23 protein-coding genes and 2 pseudogenes are annotated in these 20,021 nt (G+C 33.7%); 7 read left to right on the top strand and 18 right to left on the bottom strand.

The genetic code is table 11. From position 1 onward, the window contains the following. Positions 1–180 (top strand): annotated as a pseudogene (locus HOG88_RS01315) (hypothetical protein); the annotation flags it as partial. After that, positions 176–289: pseudogene (locus HOG88_RS01320) on the top strand (transposase); the annotation flags it as partial. The pseudogenes HOG88_RS01315 and HOG88_RS01320, both read left to right, overlap by 5 nt. 356 nt (positions 290–645) lie before the next feature. On the opposite strand, the gene HOG88_RS01325 reads toward HOG88_RS01320, so the two are convergent. From HOG88_RS01325 to gap, 3 genes are read right to left on the bottom strand one after another with little or no spacing between them, the layout of a single operon-like run. Further along, positions 646–1,407, bottom strand: a complete 762-nt coding sequence (locus HOG88_RS01325; RefSeq protein WP_295002335.1) for a triose-phosphate isomerase — start codon at positions 1,405–1,407, stop codon at positions 646–648. Positions 1,408–1,415: 8 nt separating this feature from the next. Continuing rightward, a complete protein-coding gene (gene pgk, locus HOG88_RS01330) occupies positions 1,416–2,609 on the bottom strand; it encodes a phosphoglycerate kinase (protein WP_295002337.1) in 1,194 nt (397 codons plus the stop codon). Between the two features lie 10 nt (positions 2,610–2,619). Beyond that, positions 2,620–3,621 (bottom strand): type I glyceraldehyde-3-phosphate dehydrogenase, encoded by a 1,002-nt coding sequence (gene gap / locus HOG88_RS01335; RefSeq protein ID WP_295002339.1) that lies wholly within the window; start codon positions 3,619–3,621, stop codon positions 2,620–2,622. 63 nt (positions 3,622–3,684) lie between these two features. Here gap and nadD point away from each other — a divergent pair, with 63 nt between their 5' ends. Further along, complete coding sequence (gene nadD / locus HOG88_RS01340) at positions 3,685–4,224, top strand: nicotinate (nicotinamide) nucleotide adenylyltransferase (RefSeq protein ID WP_295002341.1); 540 nt, start codon at positions 3,685–3,687, stop codon at positions 4,222–4,224. Then, positions 4,217–4,555 carry a ribosome silencing factor gene (rsfS, locus tag HOG88_RS01345; protein ID WP_295002343.1) on the top strand — a complete coding sequence of 113 codons (339 nt, stop codon included), beginning with the start codon at positions 4,217–4,219 and terminating at the stop codon, positions 4,553–4,555. Before nadD ends, rsfS begins: the two co-directional genes overlap by 8 nt. Here rsfS and mltF read toward each other — a convergent pair. The 6 genes from mltF to HOG88_RS01375 form a co-directional block, all read right to left on the bottom strand. Beyond that, positions 4,542–5,945, bottom strand: coding sequence for a membrane-bound lytic murein transglycosylase MltF (mltF, locus tag HOG88_RS01350; protein WP_295002345.1), 1,404 nt, complete (start codon positions 5,943–5,945; stop codon positions 4,542–4,544). The two genes, rsfS and mltF, sit on opposite strands and share 14 nt — an antisense overlap. Before the next feature lie 23 nt (positions 5,946–5,968). Next, on the bottom strand, positions 5,969–7,243 hold the full coding sequence (locus HOG88_RS01355; RefSeq protein ID WP_295002347.1) for an ArsS family sensor histidine kinase: 1,275 nt from the start codon (positions 7,241–7,243) through the stop codon (positions 5,969–5,971). A gap of 14 nt (positions 7,244–7,257) precedes the next feature. Then, complete coding sequence (locus HOG88_RS01360) at positions 7,258–7,920, bottom strand: response regulator transcription factor (protein WP_295002349.1); 663 nt, start codon at positions 7,918–7,920, stop codon at positions 7,258–7,260. A gap of 72 nt (positions 7,921–7,992) precedes the next feature. Next, positions 7,993–10,128, bottom strand: coding sequence for a ferrous iron transport protein B (feoB, locus tag HOG88_RS01365; RefSeq protein ID WP_295002351.1), 2,136 nt, complete (start codon positions 10,126–10,128; stop codon positions 7,993–7,995). Next, positions 10,125–10,352 carry a FeoA family protein gene (locus HOG88_RS01370; RefSeq protein WP_295002353.1) on the bottom strand — a complete coding sequence of 76 codons (228 nt, stop codon included), beginning with the start codon at positions 10,350–10,352 and terminating at the stop codon, positions 10,125–10,127. Before HOG88_RS01370 ends, feoB begins: the two co-directional genes overlap by 4 nt. A gap of 41 nt (positions 10,353–10,393) precedes the next feature. Next, positions 10,394–11,608, bottom strand: a complete 1,215-nt coding sequence (locus tag HOG88_RS01375; protein WP_295002355.1) for a hypothetical protein — start codon at positions 11,606–11,608, stop codon at positions 10,394–10,396. Between the two features lie 148 nt (positions 11,609–11,756). Here HOG88_RS01375 and HOG88_RS01380 point away from each other — a divergent pair, with 148 nt between their 5' ends. Continuing rightward, the gene (locus tag HOG88_RS01380) at positions 11,757–12,314 is read left to right on the top strand and encodes a CDP-alcohol phosphatidyltransferase family protein (RefSeq protein ID WP_295002357.1); all 558 of its coding nucleotides are present in this window, start codon (positions 11,757–11,759) and stop codon (positions 12,312–12,314) included. A 1-nt stretch (position 12,315) separates the two neighbouring features. On the opposite strand, the gene HOG88_RS01385 is transcribed toward HOG88_RS01380, so the two are convergent. From HOG88_RS01385 to HOG88_RS01395, 3 genes are read right to left on the bottom strand one after another with little or no spacing between them, the layout of a single operon-like run. Next, the gene (locus HOG88_RS01385; RefSeq protein WP_295002359.1) at positions 12,316–12,702 is read right to left on the bottom strand and encodes a DoxX family protein; all 387 of its coding nucleotides are present in this window, start codon (positions 12,700–12,702) and stop codon (positions 12,316–12,318) included. Further along, a complete protein-coding gene (locus HOG88_RS01390; RefSeq protein ID WP_295002361.1) occupies positions 12,692–12,892 on the bottom strand; it encodes a hypothetical protein in 201 nt (66 codons plus the stop codon). Before HOG88_RS01390 ends, HOG88_RS01385 begins: the two co-directional genes overlap by 11 nt. Beyond that, a complete protein-coding gene (locus tag HOG88_RS01395; RefSeq protein WP_295002363.1) occupies positions 12,893–14,137 on the bottom strand; it encodes a DNA recombination protein RmuC in 1,245 nt (414 codons plus the stop codon). A gap of 246 nt (positions 14,138–14,383) precedes the next feature. On the opposite strand from HOG88_RS01395, the gene HOG88_RS01400 reads away from it, so the two are divergent. Both HOG88_RS01400 and HOG88_RS01405 read left to right on the top strand, forming a co-directional pair. After that, entirely contained in the window at positions 14,384–15,997 is a 1,614-nt protein-coding gene (locus tag HOG88_RS01400) for a DEAD/DEAH box helicase (RefSeq protein ID WP_295002365.1), read from the top strand. A gap of 116 nt (positions 15,998–16,113) precedes the next feature. After that, the gene (locus HOG88_RS01405; RefSeq protein ID WP_295002435.1) at positions 16,114–16,488 is read left to right on the top strand and encodes an HIT domain-containing protein; all 375 of its coding nucleotides are present in this window, start codon (positions 16,114–16,116) and stop codon (positions 16,486–16,488) included. 15 nt (positions 16,489–16,503) lie between these two features. On the opposite strand, the gene HOG88_RS01410 is transcribed toward HOG88_RS01405, so the two are convergent. The 6 genes from HOG88_RS01410 to HOG88_RS01435 form a co-directional block, all read right to left on the bottom strand. Further along, positions 16,504–17,502 (bottom strand): beta-ketoacyl-ACP synthase III, encoded by a 999-nt coding sequence (locus HOG88_RS01410; protein ID WP_295002367.1) that lies wholly within the window; start codon positions 17,500–17,502, stop codon positions 16,504–16,506. After that, positions 17,502–18,500 (bottom strand): phosphate acyltransferase PlsX, encoded by a 999-nt coding sequence (gene plsX, locus HOG88_RS01415; RefSeq protein ID WP_295002369.1) that lies wholly within the window; start codon positions 18,498–18,500, stop codon positions 17,502–17,504. The genes HOG88_RS01410 and plsX overlap by 1 nt, the downstream gene beginning before the upstream one ends. Before the next feature lie 3 nt (positions 18,501–18,503). After that, positions 18,504–18,653 (bottom strand): 50S ribosomal protein L32, encoded by a 150-nt coding sequence (rpmF, locus tag HOG88_RS01420; RefSeq protein ID WP_275851265.1) that lies wholly within the window; start codon positions 18,651–18,653, stop codon positions 18,504–18,506. A gap of 15 nt (positions 18,654–18,668) precedes the next feature. Beyond that, complete coding sequence (locus HOG88_RS01425; protein WP_295002372.1) at positions 18,669–19,040, bottom strand: hypothetical protein; 372 nt, start codon at positions 19,038–19,040, stop codon at positions 18,669–18,671. A gap of 10 nt (positions 19,041–19,050) precedes the next feature. Beyond that, on the bottom strand, positions 19,051–19,464 hold the full coding sequence (ndk, locus tag HOG88_RS01430) for a nucleoside-diphosphate kinase (RefSeq protein ID WP_295002374.1): 414 nt from the start codon (positions 19,462–19,464) through the stop codon (positions 19,051–19,053). A gap of 163 nt (positions 19,465–19,627) precedes the next feature. Next, on the bottom strand, positions 19,628–19,912 hold the full coding sequence (locus tag HOG88_RS01435; protein WP_295002376.1) for a 4Fe-4S dicluster domain-containing protein: 285 nt from the start codon (positions 19,910–19,912) through the stop codon (positions 19,628–19,630). Positions 19,913–20,021 lie beyond the last annotated feature (109 nt).

Below are 20,021 nucleotides of genomic sequence, written 5' to 3' on the forward strand. Positions count from 1 at the left end.
ACAAATAACACATTTTCAGATATAGCAATAACATCAAGACTTAATAATGTGACTTCATTCCTAAAGGAGCGAGAGTCAATTATAAACTTTGAAAAACTCAGACCAATACTAAATAAGAATGGTAAAGGTGGAAAGAATGCAACTGGATCGCCTGCTTATGATAATGTTTTAATGTTTTAATGTTTTAATGTTTAGAATACTCCTTGTACAAAAATATTACAACCTAAGTGTTCAAAGGATGGAAGATGCTCTATATGCAAACTTATTGTTCATACGATTCGTTGGGCTTCTTTAATCCGTCTTTGTCCGTAAGCTTCTCTGTCAGCTTTGAAGATGCTCTTGATGAGATTACTCAGCTCTTCATCAACCTTTTGAACTATACAACCTGTTCTAACCCAGTGATAATAGCTGCTCACATTAACTTTCAAAACTTTACAAATAATTGTTATACTGAAGTTCAATTTATTTTCTTTGATCCAGGCATATTTTACAGAACTTCTCTTGCAAAATATGCCGCTTCCTTTTTTTAAATATCACGCTCTTGTTTGAGATCTTTGTTTTCAGCTCTAAGCCTAATGTTCTCATCATCAATTGTCTCTTTAACTGTAGACCTTTGTATTCTTTGTGTGAATAAGTGTAGCCGTATCACTCTTTATTAGGATAGATATTAGAATTTTTTTGAGATTTCACAGGGTGATCAGTCACAGAAAGCTCTTCTGCGAAACTTATCATATTACAAAAGTGCTCTACATAGAGTGCTGCACTGCCTACTAGTATACCATCAACATTAGCAATAGCTAAAACATCCTTAGCATTCGTTACTTTTACACTTCCACCATAAAGTAAGGATGCAAGTGACTTTTTCTTAAGTGCAGTATGTATTTCTTCTATATCTTCAAAGGTAGGAGTAAGACCTGTTCCAATAGCCCAAACAGGTTCATAAGCAATAATGAGGTTCTCATATTCAGTATCTATCCCCTCGTATTGAGATGATATATACTCCATCATAGCAGTGTTTCCAGCCTCGCGTTTTTCAAGTGGCTCACCTACACAGTAAACTATTTTAAAGCCTAAGTCTTTGTAAAAGTTGAACTTTTTCACTAATTCTTCTTGTGACTCGCCAAATATATGACGACGTTCACTATGTCCGATTAAAATAGTTTTAATGCCAAACTCTTCTAAATGTTTCAGACCTATTTCACCTGTAAATGCACCATCTATTGTTGGGTAAGCATTTTGTGCACCCTGTATAAGTTTAGTGTCAAATGAATCTAATGATGACATTGCAGGAAAAACGAGAACTTCTTGAGTAGTCTTCGTCTCTTTTATAAAAATTTCAGTTTTCTCTATATATTCTCTAGTCTCTGTTCTCGTAAAGTTTGTCTTTAAATTTGCTGCAATAATCATTTTCTATCCTACTTTTTAATAAGAGGTACTACACCTGGTAAAATCTTACCTTCAAGTAGTTCTAAAGAAGCACCACCACCTGTAGATATAAAACTCATTTCGTCATCAAGACCTATACGTTGCACTAAGTCAGCAGTATCACCGCCACCAACAACAGTTGTAGCATATGAGTCAGCTACAAAATTTGCTATCTTTGAAGATCCACGTGCAAACTTATCCATCTCATAAACACCCATTGGGCCATTCCAAAGTACAGTTTGCACATCAGCTAAACCTTCACGGTAAAGTCTTACAGTCGCCGGACCGATGTCAAGTCCCATCCAGTTATCTGGTATCTCTTGAGATGTTACTATTTTTATAACCGCATCTTCTGAAAATTTGTCAGCTGCGATAACATCTACTGGGAGGTAAAACTTTACACCAAGTTTTTTAGCTTCGTCCATAATCTTTTGAGCTTCTTCTAATAAGTCATCTTCTACTAGTGAAGCTCCTATGTCATACCCCATCTGTTTTAAAAAGGTAAATGCCATCCCTCCACCAATAAAAACTTTATCTACCTTCGGAAGTAAGTTTACTAAAGCTTCAAGTTTTCCAGAAACCTTACTTCCACCGACTATAGCTGCGAAAGGGCGTACTGGTGCATCGATTAGTTTACCAAAAAAACGAATCTCACGTTCAAGTAAAAAACCAGCGGCCATACTTTTCTCATCAAAGAAATGTGTAATTCCTTCTACTGAAGCATGTGCACGATGGCTTACTCCAAATGCATCGTTTATATAAACATCTGCCATTGAAGCGAGTTTTTCGCAAAGTTCTTTTGAGTTCTCTGTCTCTCCAGATTCATAACGAAGGTTTTCTAGAAGAAGTATTTCACAGCATTTGAGGGCTTTTACTTTAGCCATTGCATCTAAGCCTACAACATCATTCGCTAAAACAACTTCTCTTTTTAAAAGATGATGTAGTCTTCTTGCTACAGAAGTAAGTGAGTACTTTTCATTGGCCTCACCTTTTGGTCGGCCCAAATGAGAAGCCAATATAATCGCACAATCTTGATCTAAACAGTAATTTATCGTAGCTATAGCAGAGCGAATACGTCTATCATCAGAAATATTTCCAAATTCATCCATTGGAACATTAAAGTCACATCTAATAAATACTTTTTTCTTCTTTAAGTCTAATTCTTTTATATTTAATAATTCCAATTAAAAATTCCTATTTACTGATGTGAAGTGCCATGTCAATCAAACGCATTGAATAGCCCCACTCATTATCATACCAAGCCATTATTTTAACCATATCACCACCGATAACCTGTGTTAAATCCTCTGCAACAATAGAGCTATATTCGCAACCAACAAAGTCTTGAGATACTCTCATCTCTTTATCCATCAGTAAAAGACCTTTAAGTGAACCATTTGCAGCATCATTAAATACTTTTGTCACTTCTTCTTTTGTAGTGTCGCGTTTAACAACAACATTTAAGTCAACCATAGAAACATCAGGTGTTGGTACACGAACAGATTGACCATGTAAACGACCTTTAAGCTGTGGCATCACTAGGCTAATTGCTTTTGCTGCACCTGTTGTTGTTGGGATCATGTTTATAGCACCTGCACGAGCACGGCGTTTATCTTTTGAATGTTTTACATCTAAGATATTTTGATCATTTGTGTATGAGTGAATTGTAGTCATAAGACCTTTTTCAATTCCAAATGCATCATCTAAAACTTTTGCAACAGGACCTAAACAGTTTGTAGTACAAGATGCATTTGAAACTATTTTTTGACCATCATATAACTCGTGGTTAACACCCATTACAAAAGTATCAGTAGCTGTATCTTTTGAAGGAGCAGAAAAAAGAACTTTCTCCACACCGTTATCTATGTGTACTTGAGCTGACTCTTGTGTTAAAAACACACCTGTACACTCTAAAACCATATCTGCACCACAATCGGCAAACTTTAGATTTTTAGGATCACGGTCTGAAAAAACTCTGATTTTATGACCATCAATGCTAATGTTATCATCATCTATTTCTATAATGTCACTTTTAAAAGTACCATGAACGGAATCATTTTTTAAAAGGTACAGCATCATATCCATGCTTGCCATATCATTAATAGCTACAATCTCTACATCGTTTCTTGTAGCTGCTATACGAGCAACACAACGACCAATTCTTCCAAATCCATTAATTGCTATTTTCAGTGCCATTATCTATCCTATATATATTTTAATTGGGCTATTTTAGCAAAAATAAGCTATAATTCGCTTTAAATGAAAAACATAGCATTATATGGTGGTTCTTTTGACCCACCACATATCGGTCATGAAGCAGTTGTAAAAGCTCTTTTAGATTTAAACTATATTGATAAAATCATAATAATGCCGACTTTTCTAAATCCTTTTAAGGATGTCTCAACTGCCCCTGCTTCATTGCGTTTAGATTGGCTAGAAGAGATTTACTCTAATTATGAGAGAGTAAGTGTTAGCTCTTATGAAGTAGATAAAAACAAAAAAGTACCTGCTATCCAAAGTGTGAAGTTTTTACTTCAAACTTATGAAAAAGTATACTTAGTAATAGGTGCTGACAACTTAGAGAAACTACAAAGTTGGTATAAGTTTGATGAGTTAAAAGAACTTGTTACATTTATAGTTGCACAAAGAGATGGAGTTGAGATTTCTGAAAATTTCATCACTTTGGAAGTAGATGAAAAGATATCTTCATCAGCTCTTAGAAAAAAGATAGATATCGCTAAACTATCAAAAAAAATGGCAAAAAAAATTCAACAATATTACAAGGAAAACAATGAATAATAGAATAGAAACAATCACTAACATTCTAGATATGAACAAAGCAGAAGCTATCGAAGTTTTTGATTTACGAGAGAAAAACTACTTTGTAGATTATGCAATAATCGCATCATCACTTGGTCTGAGACATACAACTGCTCTTTTAGACCACCTTAAAAATGGTCTTAAACCGTCTGAAAATTTCAATAATGTTGATGAAAGTGGAGACTGGGTTGTTATTGATCTAGGTGATGTACTTATACACATAATGACTCCAGAGTATAGAATTAAATATGATATGGAAGCTTTTTTAGCTGAACTATCAAATAACAATGAAGATTCTACGGAAGAATAGCTATATCTCCATTATCTAGTATTTCTCTGTAGTTATAAATAGCTTCTACATACTTTACAGGTTCAGCACCTCTTGCATAACCATACTTTAAAGTTTTGTAGTACTTCTTTTTTGATAAGAGAGGAAGTACTATCTTTAAGTCACTCCAAACATTTTTATTCAGACCCAGTTTTACTGCTAGCTTTTGAGCATCTCTCACATGTCCCATCCCTATGTTATAAGCAGCAAGTGCGAACTTAAGTCTATTGTCCCCCTGTACTTCTTCTGGAACATACTTAAGCATATGTTTGATGTGTTTCGTTCCACCTTTAATACTCTCTTTTGGATCAAGTCGATTTGTAACACCTAACATTTTTGCAGTACTTTGAGTAAGCATCATCAAGCCTCTTACTCCTGTAAAACTTTTTGCATTTGGATTCCAGTGAGATTCCTGATAAGACATACTTGCTAAAAGACTCCATGGTATACTAAAACGAGTAGCAGCCTCCTCAAAATACTTTTTAAATTTTGGTAGTCTACTTTTAATTCGTTTATAAAACATCTTTGTATTATAATAATCAAAAAAGAGAACATAGCTATAGTAGTGATCTTTTAGCTGTAACATTTTTCCTTGTTGATTAAAAGAGTTTAACCATGAATACATATCTTTTTCAAGTTCTTCTGACCCCTCAGGAAGTATCCAAGCTAACTGCTCTCGTCCACTAATAGAAAACGCTAAAGCAATTTCAGGAAAATATCGTAAATTTAAAGCATAAATATTAGAATCAGCAATAGTACAATCTATCTCGTGTGAGGAGACTTGACTTAATAACTCTTCAGTAGAGTAGTCTTCACTCAAGCTTACATTAATATCAAAACCATCATTTTGTAATGATTTTATTGTCTCACTATAACTAGTTTCTGCTCCAACAACAATACTTAATCCTGCTAGCTCTTCAACATCTCTGGGAAACTGTGGACTTCCAAGCATTCCACGATGGCAGACAACCTGCTCTTGTACTTCAAAGTAGGATGGACCAAAATTATATTTTTTTTCTCTCAATACTGTTTTAGCAATAGAAGCAGAGGTTATGTCAATATCCTTACTTTTGCTAAGCTCTAGTGCCTCTTTTACAGTATGAACAGCTGTAATATTGAGTTTAACTCCTAAAGAATCTGAATATGCTTTTAAAAGATCGTATTCAAAACCTTGAGAGTCTTGTGTTCCTATATAATATGTAGAAGGACCATTAAGTAAAACTACATTCAAGGATTTTCGTTTTTTTATTTTATCTAGTAATGAAAGTTTTCCTATCTTTTTACCTGGTTCATAAGAAGCATGACTTACCCAACCAAAAGAAAAAAAAGAGAGTGCAAGAAAAATTCCTAAGAAGTATTTATAATTATTCATTCTTATAGTTTACATCTTTAAACTTATGCAAAAATAAAACGATTCACTCCATTTTCATACTCATGTGCTAAAACCTCTCCGTGTGCTTTGAGTATAGAATCTACAAGGTATAGACCTAAACCAAAACTATTTTTGGATGGATTATCTTTAGTAAATGGTTCGATGTAGTAACTTAAAGGATTAGATAAACACTGTCCTTTACTCTCAAAACTAAGTTCATCGTTTAGTAGTAAAATCTTGATTTTTGAATCATCTGAGTACTTCATGGCGTTATCTATCATATTTTTTATAGCTGTTGAATAGAGTCTATAGTTCGCCATTATTTTTGTATCACATGATATATCAATGTTGACGTTGCTTCTATCGACCATTGATATATCTACTGCCCCATCTATGATGTCAACGAGTCGATACTCTTTAAAGTCGCGTTTATCATCTATACTCGTTACCTCTTCTATAAGAGCAAATTCCGTTACTAAATTTTCTAGCCTTGTAAATATTGAGCTAAATCTATCACGTTGCTTTTGTGAATCTAACATCTGTGTAGCAATAGTACCTTTAGCAATCGGTGTTTTTAGTTCATGCATCAAGTTTCTCAAAAAAAGTGTTCTTGACTCGAGAAGATTGTTTACATACTGCCTAGTCGATTCTATCTCATTAGATACAAGCCCTATTTCATCATAACTTTTTGTCTTAAAGGATATATCCATATTTCCATCACCATAAAGAGCTATCTTTCTTCTGAGTCTAATAAGTGGACGTAGTTTTTGAAGGACCAGAACAAAAGAAGTACTTATTATCAAAAAAATGGTGATGTATGTATAAAACATACTAAGATAATTATAAACCTTTAAACTGCCATCCTTTATCAAGATACCTGCAGATTGTGTTTGTATATAAAAATATATACCCTGTTTATGTTCTATCATTGTTGCACGTAACTTTGTAACTATATCCTTTCGATAAATTCCCCCTCCATCTATCAAAAATGATGAGTTCAGACTTTCAAACCCTTCGCGTTTAAGAATTTTTCCATTAGTAATTACACAATTTTGCTCTTCTTCATTTTTTGTTATCTGCATCTTGTAAACAGCGAGATTAGCGTCTAACATAATTTCTGAATGATTTTTTTGTTGATGGTTACGATAGATTTGAGTTATAACAGAATATTTTGTAAAGATATGGTCTATATATTGTTGCTTATTTAGCTTATAAAACTCCCAAAATATTGCACTTACACTTGCAAGCGAAACAGTAAGTGCAAAGAGAATAGTTATGAGGACAGCATGGCGTTTCATTTGAGACCTATAGTTTATTTTAAGAGCTTATAGCCAACACCGCGAACTGATTCTATGAGGGTTTTATCGCCAAGTTTATTACGTATACGGCCAACCATTACATCTATACTTTTATTTGAAGAATCTTCATTAATAGCATTAACATTATGTATAAGGTCTTCACGTGAAACTACAAGTCCCTGTTTACTTATCATATAAGATAGTATCCCGAATTCAGCATTAGTGAGATCGATATTACGACTTTTATAGGTTATCACCATTGTCGCTTTATCGCATTTAAAATCACTTTTAGATTCTGCCTTTTCTTCACTTTTTGCCTCATAACGACGGAGTACAGAATGAATTCTTGCTTCTAATTCTCTTGGATCATAAGGTTTTGGAAGGTAGTCATCTGCTCCAAGTTCTAATGCTTTTATTTTATCATTTACATCACTTCTAGCTGAGGAAATAATTATGGGAATATCTTGGCGTTCACGAATTGCTTCACAGACTTCAAGACCATCCATACCTGGAAGACTTAAGTCAAGGATTACTAAATCATATGGTTCAAGCTTTAGAATGCTTACTGCTTTAAAGGGGTCATCTTCTGTGATAACTTTAAACTCATACTGCTCAAGATATTCTGTAAGTATCTCTGCGAGTTCTAAATCATCTTCAATCATTAGTATTTTATTCATAGTTACATCTTATCAGAGTTTATTAATGTTTTGGTAAACTCTAATGTAAAACTCATCGCTTAAGGATACTTTCTACACTACTAATAATGTAATATTATACCCTAGAAATGCCATTACATAAGCAATTATTGATGTAAACATAAAAAGATAAAAAAAGTATTTAATATGTCCTGCTTCACGAGTAAATACAACTGAGGCTGCTAGACATGGTAAATAAATCATGACAACAATAATAAATGCAATAGCAGAAGCCAAAGATATATGTTTTGATATAGCATTAACCAGAGAACTATTTGATTCATCTACATCTCCACCAAGTGCATACAATACACCAAGTGTTGATACTACTACTTCTTTCGCAGCAAGACCAGTTTGAAGAGCAACACTCATCTTCCAGTCAAAGCCAAGTGGAGCAAATATAGGCTCAGAGAACTTTCCAATAGTTCCTAAATAACTCTGTTCAAGTAAGCCTTCTGCAAGTTGGTTTTGCAAAACAAACTTTTTATCTTCACTCACTGCAATTTCTATTTTAGAGTTATACTCTTTTTCCAACTCTTGATTATGTGGATAATTACTTAAAAACCAGATGAGCAGAGAAGCTGCAGCGATATATGTTCCTGCTTTTTTAAGATACATCATTGTTTTTGTTAAAACAGTATGCCAAATTAACTTCACGGAGGGAAGTCTATACTTAGGCATTTCCATAACAAAAGGTTCATCGACCCCTTTAAACGCAGTGAGCTTTAATATTTTCGCGGCAACTAAACCAAACATAGCTCCACTTATATAAATAATAAATAAAACATTTCCAGCCATTTCAGGACTAAAAAATGCACCTGCAAAAAGTACATAAACGGGAAGTCTTGCTCCACATGACATAAAGCCTATGATAAAAAGAGTAAGTAATCTATCTCTATCATTTTTAAGTATTCTTGCAGACATATAGGCGGGTATTGAACAGCCAAATCCTGTCACGAGTGGGATAAAACTTTGTCCATGCAAACCAAATTTATGGAAAAAGCCATCAAGTAAAAAGGCAACACGTGACATATAACCCGTACTCTCTAAAAGTGCTATACCTATAAAAAGTATTATAATATTTGGCACAAAAAGTACAACTGCTCCAACTCCCGCAATTACTCCATCTACAATCAAAGAACGTATATCCTCATTTTGAATTGTTGAACCTATTGTATTGCCAAACCAAGAAAAGAACATATCTATGTAATCCATTGGTATCGCACCAATTTCAAATGTCAATTGGAAAAGACCCCACATTAAAAATAAAAAGATTGGTATTCCCAAAGTTGGATGAATAAGAATAAAATCTATTTTTTCTGTCATTGTCACTTTTTCTTCAAGCAACTTACTCTTAACTACTTCAGCGACAACACCTCTATTAAAAGAGGCATACTCTTCAGCAAAACATTCTTTTATATCATCACTATCATGATGTAGTTCTATATGTCTACTTGCATCTATAAGAATAGGTTGCAGCTCAGTCCATATAGGATTATCATGAAGTTTTTCATATGTTCGTTTATTGTTTTTGAGAATATTAATTGCTATGTTTCTATAAGAATTAACAGACTCATACTTATGTTTATCAAGGTACCAAACTAAACGAGCTATTTCTTCTTCTACAGCTTCGCTAAATATAAGTTTTGAACCATTGTTTGGTGTTTCATTGGCTAAACTAACAGTTTCTATTAACTCTTCAATTCCAAGTTTTGTAACTGCTGATACTTTTACACAAGGGACACCAATTAACTCACTCATATAATTTTCATCTATTTGAATATTTTCTCTGTCTGCTTCATCGCTCATATTTAAAGCGATTACTACTTTTTTACTCATTGTTAAAAGTTCAGACGTAAGTTGTAGGTTTTTTTCTAAGTTAGTTGAATCTACTACATTAATGATAATATCATACTCTTGGGCACTAAGATAATCATGTGTTACTCTCTCTTCAATAGTATAATCCGTAAAAGCATAAGTTCCCGGTAAGTCAACAACTGTATAGCTGTAATCTTTATAGTCAAAAATTACTTCTGTCTTATCTACTGTTACACCCGAAAAATTTCCAACATGTAAATGTGAGTTCGCTACAGAATTTATAAGCATACTTTTTCCAACATTTGGCTGTCCAACAAGAGCCACTTTGATGTGTTTCGCAGTTATTGGACAGGCTTTCATATCTTCATTCATATCTTCTCTACCTCTATTTTTTGAGCTTCATTTGCTCTGAGAGCTATTTTCATTTTGCCTACTTTAATTTCTATTGTACTTTTTGTTGGTGAGTACTCTATTACTTCTATTATTGTTTCTTTCATAATTCCAAATGAAATTAATCTCTGCTTTAAATCAGTATCTGCATTTAGCTTAACAACTTTAACTCTACATGCTTTCTTGCAATCTTTTAATGTTTTCATTGTTTCCTCTCAGAATATTTTATAATTATAATCATTACCAGTTAAAATGTATATCGTAACATTACCTGAAAACGTTCCCAATCATTAGGTGTTTTCACACTACTTTTGAAATCTTCTTCTATTACATAAACTGACACTAATTCAAAGTTATCATTAAATGCATAATTAACACCAATATCACGCTCAACGATGTGTTCTTCTTTTCCTAAACTATTTTTTCCACCTATGAAGTTTGTATAAGCATAATAAATATCGGCACCAAAAAGGTTATAGTTAATCATAGCCATAAATGCATCGGCTTCTCTATCTTGTGCTATGACGTCTAAAATCATAATATTCATACTTGTGTAGAGCACTCCTCCACCAAATCCACTAAAACTTTTTTTATCTATATTTTCAAGAGATTTGCTATAAGCTACATTTATTGTCGCACCATAGACAGCAAGTTCTTCTAAAGCACCATAAATATTTGCTTCCACTCCACTATTATTTACCTGTGATTGATTAATATATTGAATGGAACTATTTAATGAAATATTTTTATTAAACTCATAACTATATGAAGCATCAAAATAAATAGCTTTTGTCTCTGCACCTTTTACTGAAATATCATAATACCATGCACTCATATCAAAGGCTTGTGAATATATAACTCCTACTAAGTAGGTTCCATTTTCACCATGACTGACCCAAGAGTTATCAAGACCAGCGTCAGTACCTTGCCAATTTTGAAGATTTCCAGCCATAAAACTAAAGTCACTATATTCATAAGTGGCAATGTAAGCTTCAAAACTATTTGAATTCATAGACCAATCATCACTATCAGCCAAGGGTGTATCTATCACCTGACGACCAAGTCTAATATTTAAACCATTATACTTGTAATTAACATAAACTTCTGTTAGTTTAGTATATACACCTGCTGATGAAGATAGATTTGAATTACCAGAAGTTTTAGTTATACTAGCTTCATGTGTTGCAACACCAATGTCTTGAGAAGTTCTAAATGCAAACCCTGCATTAAAGCCATTTAATACAGCCAACTCATACTTAAGCATACCACCAATAGCAGTTGTATAAGTACTATCCATTGCTGGTGATGGTTGGTGTTCACCAGCAGATATAAACCTTATTTCACCACTTACTGATGCATTAGTAAACATTTTTTCTAATGTATCTATTTCTTCTATATCTGCTGCACCAAGTATTTGTATCATGATTACAGTTATTAAAGAAGCTTTCATTATTTTTATCATTCACTTGACCTTATTTCGGAATAATAGCAATAATTTACTTAGAGACAAATTAATATTGATATCTATTATCATTATACTATTTTAGTTACTCTTTTAATCTTGCATTTAAGTTAGATATAATGTCAGAAATATTTTTAAGGCTTTTAGTATGAAATTTTTATGGACACCCTCTTCTCAATTTAACTTAGCAAACCTTTTTACCTTTGTTAACATTTCTGCTGGTCTAACGGCTACTTATTTTATTACTCAAAATAATTTTACTCTTGCAATTATTTTAGCATGGGTGGGTGGTGCTTTTGATATTTTTGATGGTAAAATTGCTAGAAAATATGAATTAAGTAATGAATTTGGGGTGCAGCTAGACAGTTTTGCAGACTTTTTAAGTTTTGTACTTGTTCCTGTCTTTTTAATTTTTCAAGCTGTTTATACAACTTCACTTGAGAGTACTTTTCTCATACCTGCTGCTATCGTTAGTATTTACTATGTAATTGCAGGTCTTAGAAGACTAATACATTTTAATATAAATACAGATGCTGGGTCAGTTGACAAATATTTCACTGGAGTCCCTACTCCACTCGGTGCTATTCTTCTCTGGTTAGTTTATGTCGCGTTTACTTATTCTTTCTTACCTGCATATGCGGTAGGAATTTTAATGCTTCTCATAGGATGGAGTCTTAATTCAAAACTAAAAGTAAAACACCCTTAGACTATTTCGAATTAACTCCATATCTTCCACTTCCAAGCAGGAAGACTACAAGAGACATTATAAAAAAGATAAGTGGTGATTCCATTCCTAAGCCACCATACTTCGACAAAGAAAAACTAAATCCATAAGCTAAAAATATAGCTACAAGCATATTAAATGCCAAGACTAAAGAAGCAACTCGAGCATAAAGACCAAGTATAATAAATATAGGACTTATTACCTCTCCAATATAAACGCCATTAGCGAAAAACTCAGCAAGGCCAACATTACTGAGCATGCCTTTAACTCCATCTACTCCATAAATTACTTTATGAATTCCATGAAACAAGATTAAAACACCTAGACTCACTCTTAATAAAAGTTTTGCTATATCTGGACTAAGAAACATTACTTTCCTTTAATTTAAATTTACAACTACCAACGCTAATTGTTTTTGAATTTTTAATGACTTCTTTAATATATAGGAGTGTTCCCGCTACATCGGCATCACCTATTTCTTCTTCTATTATTCTTAATAAATCTTTTTCATTAGTATCTGTAAACTTTTTTTCATAACTGTAACATGTTTGTATATTCAACTACTCTTCCTCACTTTTAATACTTAATTCTTTTTTAGGTTTAATCCCAAGCTTGACAATATTTTCAGCTTTTTTAATAACATTTCCTCGTCCAGTATGGAGTCTATTCATTGACTTGTCATATGATTCTTGAGCTTTATTTAGATGTGTGCCTATTTTTTGCATCTCATCAACAAAACCAACAAGTTTTTCATACATTCCTTCTGCTTCAGTTGCAATTTTTAGAGCATGCTCCTCTTGTCTCTGTGTTCTCCAAATATGTTCTATAGTTCTTAGTGTAACTAAAAGTGTTGAGGGAGAAACAACAAGTATATTTTGTTCATATGCACTTTTAAAAAATTCTCCATCATGTTCAAGAGCCAATAAAAAAGCACCTTCAATTGGCATAAATAGTAGTACAAAATCAAGTGTATTTACACCTTCTAACTTCTCATACTTTTTCTCATTCAAACCTTTAACATGAGATTTAATACTAAGTATATGTTCCTTGAGTGAATCTGATTTTATCTTTTTATCATCTGCATTTATAAATCTTTCATATGCAACAAGTGACACCTTCGAATCTATAATTATATCGCGTTCTTGTGGCATATGAATAATTACATCTGGTCTATAACTCTTACCTTCTTCAGATTTTAAAGTTGCTTGAAGTTCATACTCTAGATCTTTCCTTAATCCAGATTGTTCTAAAATACTTTCTAAAACTATTTCTCCCCAATTACCTTGCGTTTTATTTTCACCTTTGAGTGCATTTGTTAAGTTGAGTGCATCACTTGATAACTGTGAGTTCATATCTCTTAAACGCGACAGTTCATCTTTAAGAAGAACTCCTTCTTTTGTTTGCGATATAAATTGTTCTTTTGTTTGAATAGAAAAATTTCTTATTTGTTCACGAAAAGGTTTTAGAAGTAGTTCAAGTTGTTCTTTATTTGAAGAGCTAAATTGTTTAGCCTTGTCTTCGAATATTTTATTTGCTAAAAGTTTAAACTCATTTGAGAGTTCATCTTTTGCATCTTGTAATACTTTTAATTTTTCTATAGAAGATTTTTGTTCTTCTTCATAGCGAGTCTTTAAAATCGTACTACTAAGTTCTAAGTTTTTATGGGATTCTTGGATTTTTCTATAGTTATCGGCTAAGAAAATATATTGTTGGTTCAAACTTTTTTCTTTTATGTATAGATAGAATGTAATTAGAAAAGATATAAATCCAATAATGCTAGAAAGAATGTAGAAGTTAAATGCCATTGTGTATCCTATATTTATATTAGAAGATTATACACTAAATATTTTCTACTTTCATTTATATGACATATTGCAAAATAAGAGCTCTATTTGTAGCATTATAAACTTAAGTAATTAGTAGTATATGAATTTTTAATCATATTAAAGATAAATTTGGGTATAATTCGCCTAATATTTAAGGGGAAGGTACCCTGCTTTGTGTAATGTGTATAAGCAGCTTGTATTATCTCCTTAATTTAAAGGATTATAATGCAAGAAAATGCACAAAACGAACAAACACCCGAAGAACCAAAGATAGAAGAAGAAAAAACTATGACATTTGACGAGTTAGGATTAAAATCTGAACTACTTCAAAGTGTAAAATACGCAGGTTTTACTACGCCGTCACCGATTCAAGCACAAGCAATCCCAGTTGTGATAGCTGGTCGTGATATGGTTGGTCAAGCACATACAGGTACAGGTAAAACTGCTGCGTTTAGTCTTCCAGCACTTCATAACATGAAGATGGATGGTTCAGTTGAGATGTTAGTTATAACACCAACTCGTGAACTTGCAACTCAAGTAAGTGATGAAATTTTCAAATATGGTAGAAACTTAGGAGCTAAAACTGTAACAGTTTATGGTGGTAGCTCATACAAACGTCAACTTGACCTTATCGCTCGTGGTGCTTCAGTTGTTGTTGCAACTCCAGGACGTATGTTAGACATACTTAAGCGTGGAATGGTACCAGATTTTGCTCCAGGAATTGTTGTACTTGATGAAGCTGATGAGATGCTTGACATGGGTTTCTTGGATGATATCAATGAAATCTTTTCATATTTACCTAAAGAGCGTCAAACACTACTTTTCTCAGCAACTATGCCAGCACCTATTAAAACGCTTGCGTCTAGAATTCTTAAAGACCCTGAGTTTATCTCAATCACTAAAGGTGAAACTACAAACATTGATATCGAACAAGAGTACTATGTAATTGACGAGCATGAGAGAGATGATGCTATCATCCGTCTTATGGGTTCTGAAGCTAGTGCAAAATCAGTTGTATTTTGTAGAACAAAATCTGAAGTAGATAGACTTTCAAATGTTCTAAGTAAAGAAGGTTATTCTTCGAATAGCCTTCATGGAGATATGGAGCAACGCCAACGTGAAAACGTAATTAAGGGTTTTAAAAATAATCAAATAGATGTTCTTGTTGCAACAGATGTTGCTGCTCGTGGTATCCACGTTAGTAACATCTCTCATGTTTTTAACTACCATATTCCATTTGACCCTGAGTCTTATGTTCACCGTATTGGTAGAACAGGGCGTGCTGGTACAAAAGGTAAGGCGATAACTCTTCTTACTCCAATGGAGTTCAAAGAACTACAACGTATCAAGCAAAAAGTTGGAACTTCAATGACTCATGCTTTTATTCCAAGTAAAAATGACCTAAGAAGTAATACTGTTGATGCAATGGTAAGTAGCATTGAAGAGCAACATATTTACGATGAAGCACATAAAATTCTTGACCGTCTTAAAGAAGACATAGATGAAGAGCAAATCATGTACAAGCTAATTTCTATGATTCTTGATAAGCAAGATATAAAAGGGCCTGCTAACATTGGTATTCCTGCTGATAAACTTGATGCTATTTTAGCTCGCGCTGCACAGCGTGGTGGTGGAAATAGTCGTGGTCGTGGTGGTAGTCGTAGTGGTGGTGGATACCGTGGAAACAAACCTCGTTCAGGTAGTGGAGATAGAAACCGTTCTGGTGGCGGTGGTGGATACAAAGGTAACCGTGAAGGTGGTGACAGAAATTCTTCAGGTGGCGATAGAAACCGCTCTGGCGGAAGAAGTTCTGGTGGTTATAAAGGTAACAGAGACTAATTTTAAACCTATAACACTCTTCTACTCTTTCTCGGGATTCTCCCGAGAATCTCTTTTCTCACACATTCTTTCTAATATCTGCTATAATTGTTAAAAAGGCTCTAGTTATGTCAAATATGATTATATATGAAGATGCTTCTTTCTATGTCGAACAAGAAGAAAGTGAAATACCTTGGTTGAAGATATTTACAAAAGAGCCATATAAAGAGTTAGGTGATATTCCACTTGGTCTTCGTAAAAAACTTTGGGAAACTTATGACTTAATAGAATACGAGATGCAACATTATTATAATCCAGACAAGATTAATATGGCATCTTTTGCCAATATCTTACCTCGTGTTCATATTCATGTAATGGCAAGGTTTAAAGAAGATAGTTACTTTCCAAACCCAATGTGGGGAGAAAAGCAGAGAGATTCAAAACTTCAATTAGCAGATCAAGATGCTTTTCACAAAAGAGTTTTTAATGCTCTTACACAAAAACACAATTAAAAGCTCTGTTAAATTTTATACGAGAGGGGAAAAAGGGACAAGTGCTGAACCCCAAGTAAGGCCACCACCAAATGCATCGAGAAGCATAAGGTCTCCTTTTTGAAGTTTACCATTCTCATAAATATCATTCATCGCCATTGGGATAGATGCACTTGAGGTATTTCCATATTTTCCAACAGTTACTACAACTTGTTCATCTTTCATTTTTAAAGCATCACCAACAGCTTTAATAATACGATAATTTGCTTGGTGCGGTATAAAATGTTTTACAGAGTCACTTTCTATATTATTCTCGCTCAAAATCTCTTTAACATCTTTTGTAAGTGTGCGTACGGCTACTTTAAATGTCTCGTTGCCCTTCATTTGCATAAAGCAACTATTTACTTCTTCGCTTAATGAATCATGTTCTGAACCACTTCCACCATTTGGTGTCATAAGCAAGTCAGCATACGTACCATCAGCACCTGTGTGAACATCTATTATTGCTTCTTCTTTATTCTCAGTTGCACTAATTAGTGCTGCACCTGCACCATCACCAAATATAATACAAGTTCCACGGTCTGTATAATCCGTAATCGAAGAAAGTTTTTCAGCACCAATAATAAGTACATTTTTCTTCATACCAGATTCTATAAAAGCTTTTGCAATTGAAAGTATATAAACAAACCCCGTACAAGCAGCACTAATATCAAATGCAGTAATATTTTTAAGTCCAAGTTTTTTACTGACAATAGTAGCAGTTGATGGCATACAAAAATAGTCTGGTGAAATAGTTGCACATATGACCATGTCTATTTCATCAGGATTTATACCACTTCTGTCAATAGCTATTTTAGCTGCATTAGTACCCAAATCACTAGTGAACTCATTTTCTGCCGCAATATGACGTTCTTTAATACCTGTACGTTTAGTAATCCACTCATCTGAAGTGTCAACCATTTTAGCAAGGTCTTCATTAGTAAGTATCTTCTCTGGCACATAAGCACCTATAGAACGAAAAGCAGCATATGCCATTAAGATTCCTTTTGTTGTAACTCTTCTAGTCTTTTTATTATATGCTCATTCACACCAGTATCTACATAACTAATAGCCTGATAGATTGCATTTTGGATAGCTTTCGGGTTACTTTTACCATGACTCACAATAGCACATCCCTTTATTCCAATAAGTGGTGCACCACCTACTTCTGCATAATCTATCTGTTTTTTAAGAAGTTTAAAAACTTTTCTCATTAAAAGAGCACCAGTAATAGCAATAGGAGATTTTCTAATATAATCTTTTATCAATTGACCAATAGTCGAGGCAACACCCTCAGTAGTCTTAAGAACTAAATTTCCAATGAATCCATCACAGGTAATAACATCACAAGATCCATTAAATATATCTCCGCCCTCAACATTTCCTTTAAAGCCTCTATAACCTTCTAAAAGTTTAAATGCTGCTTTAGTTACTTCATTCCCTTTAGATGACTCTTCGCCATTAGCTAAAAGGCCAATACTGGGATTCTCAATATTTAAAACATCTTCCGCATAACAACCACCCATTACCGCAAACTGCACTAAATGTTCCGGTTTTGAGTCTACATTTGCACCAACATCCAACACAACTGAACGGCGACCAGTTTTTGTTGGCATAAGAGTTACTAGTGCTGGACGCGAGACACCCTTAAGGCGGCCTAGTCTCAATGTTGCAAGTGTCATCGTTGCTCCACTATGCCCAGCTGAGACAACACCATCAGCTTGACCAGTTTTCACAAGATCTACAGCCATATAAATAGTACTTTGTTTGCGTTTAACTGCATCAGTTGCTGCATCACTCATAGAAATTACATCATCAGTATCTACTATAGAAATCTTATCTCTATAACGTTTTGGTAACAGAGGTAAAATTTCTGATTTTTTCCCTACAAGAATAGGTATGAATTTTTTCTTTTTAAGTGCGGCAATACAACCCTTAACAATTGGCTCAGGACCAAAGTCCCCGCCCATTGCGTCAATAGCAATTTTAATCATTGACTATTTGTACTCACCCGTAGTTGGGTTAAGGTGATGTGGTAACTTGTAAGTTCCATCTTCACATTTAACTGGTTTTGCTAATGTGATTTTATAGTGAGTTCTTCTCTTCGCTCCACGTGAATGAGAGACTCTTCGTTTAGGTACTGCCATAGTATTAAGTTCCTTTTATTTTAAATTTAAGTTTGAGTGCTTACACTCATCGCAACTGTGATAGTCACTTTTGATAAGTTCTATTTCTGAGTTAAGTAACTCATCTATATCTGCATTCCCATCAAAAGATTCAACAACATCAAATTCGATGTTATTTTCATCTTCATAAATACCATCCGAGATAAAAAACTCTATCTCTTCTTTAACTGGCATCATAAATTCTTCTGCACATATATCACACGATTTTGGGAGTAAACCTTCCAAGTTCGCTTTAAGCAAAATTAATTTACCTGTATGATACTGTAAATAACCTTTAAAAGTTATTTCATTGAATTTTATATCAAAATCCAATGGAGTTTTATTTACTTTTCTAAGTACAACTTTCATTAGTATATACTTAAGAAATTTCTCGTTCTGAGAAAAAGAAAGCTATTTCAACAGCTGCATTTTCAACTGAATCGCTTCCGTGAACTGCATTTGCATCGATATTTTCAGCGAAATCAGCGCGGATTGTACCAGCTTCAGCTTCTTTAGGGTTAGTAGCACCCATAAGGTCACGATTAATTTGCATCGCGTTTTCACCTTCAAGTACTGTCACAACAACAGGACCACTAATCATGAAATCAACTAAGTCGTTGAAAAAAGGACGCTCTGCATGAACTGCATAAAATGCTTCTGCATCACCACGAGAAAGTTGCATCTTTCTTGTTGCTGCTAATTTAAGACCATTGCTCTCAAATCTGTCTAAAATTTTACCTATAACACCTTTTGCAACTGCATCTGGCTTAATAATTGATAGTGTTCTTTCCATCAAATCTCCTCTAAAAATATAAATTGTGAGTGGAATTATATCTAAATAAAGATGTTTTTTTGTTTAAAAAGAATATTTTTTGATTTATAAAGGGGAAGTTGTTATTTAGCAGGGATAAAAAGCTAGAATATCAAAAGATATTCTAGTTTGAAGAGTAAAAAAACTACTCTACGATATTTTCGTGATTTGAACGTTGCTCTTCAGTAATGTCTTCTCTATGTGATGGACTATCACCGATAGCATCCCAAGTAATACATCCCTCAGTAGGACATGCAGTAGCACATGCTGGTTCATCGTGATGACTTACACACTCTACACATTTGTCACCATATACATAGTAAACATCCTCACCATCTGGATTATCATCTTCATCTACAATTGCCTCAACAGGACATTCATCTATACAAGCACCACAGTTGATACAAGTATCATTAATTATTACTGACATTATTTCTCCTTTTATTTTAATCCTCGTACTATACACTGTAGAGTTTTAAATGTAGCTAAAATTCTCTAGCTACAATAAAAATCTACAGATTTGTTACATTTGTAGAAAG

Origin of the sequence: Sulfurimonas sp., from assembly GCF_018698455.1 — a bacterium.
GTDB lineage: Bacteria > Campylobacterota > Campylobacteria > Campylobacterales > Sulfurimonadaceae > Sulfurimonas.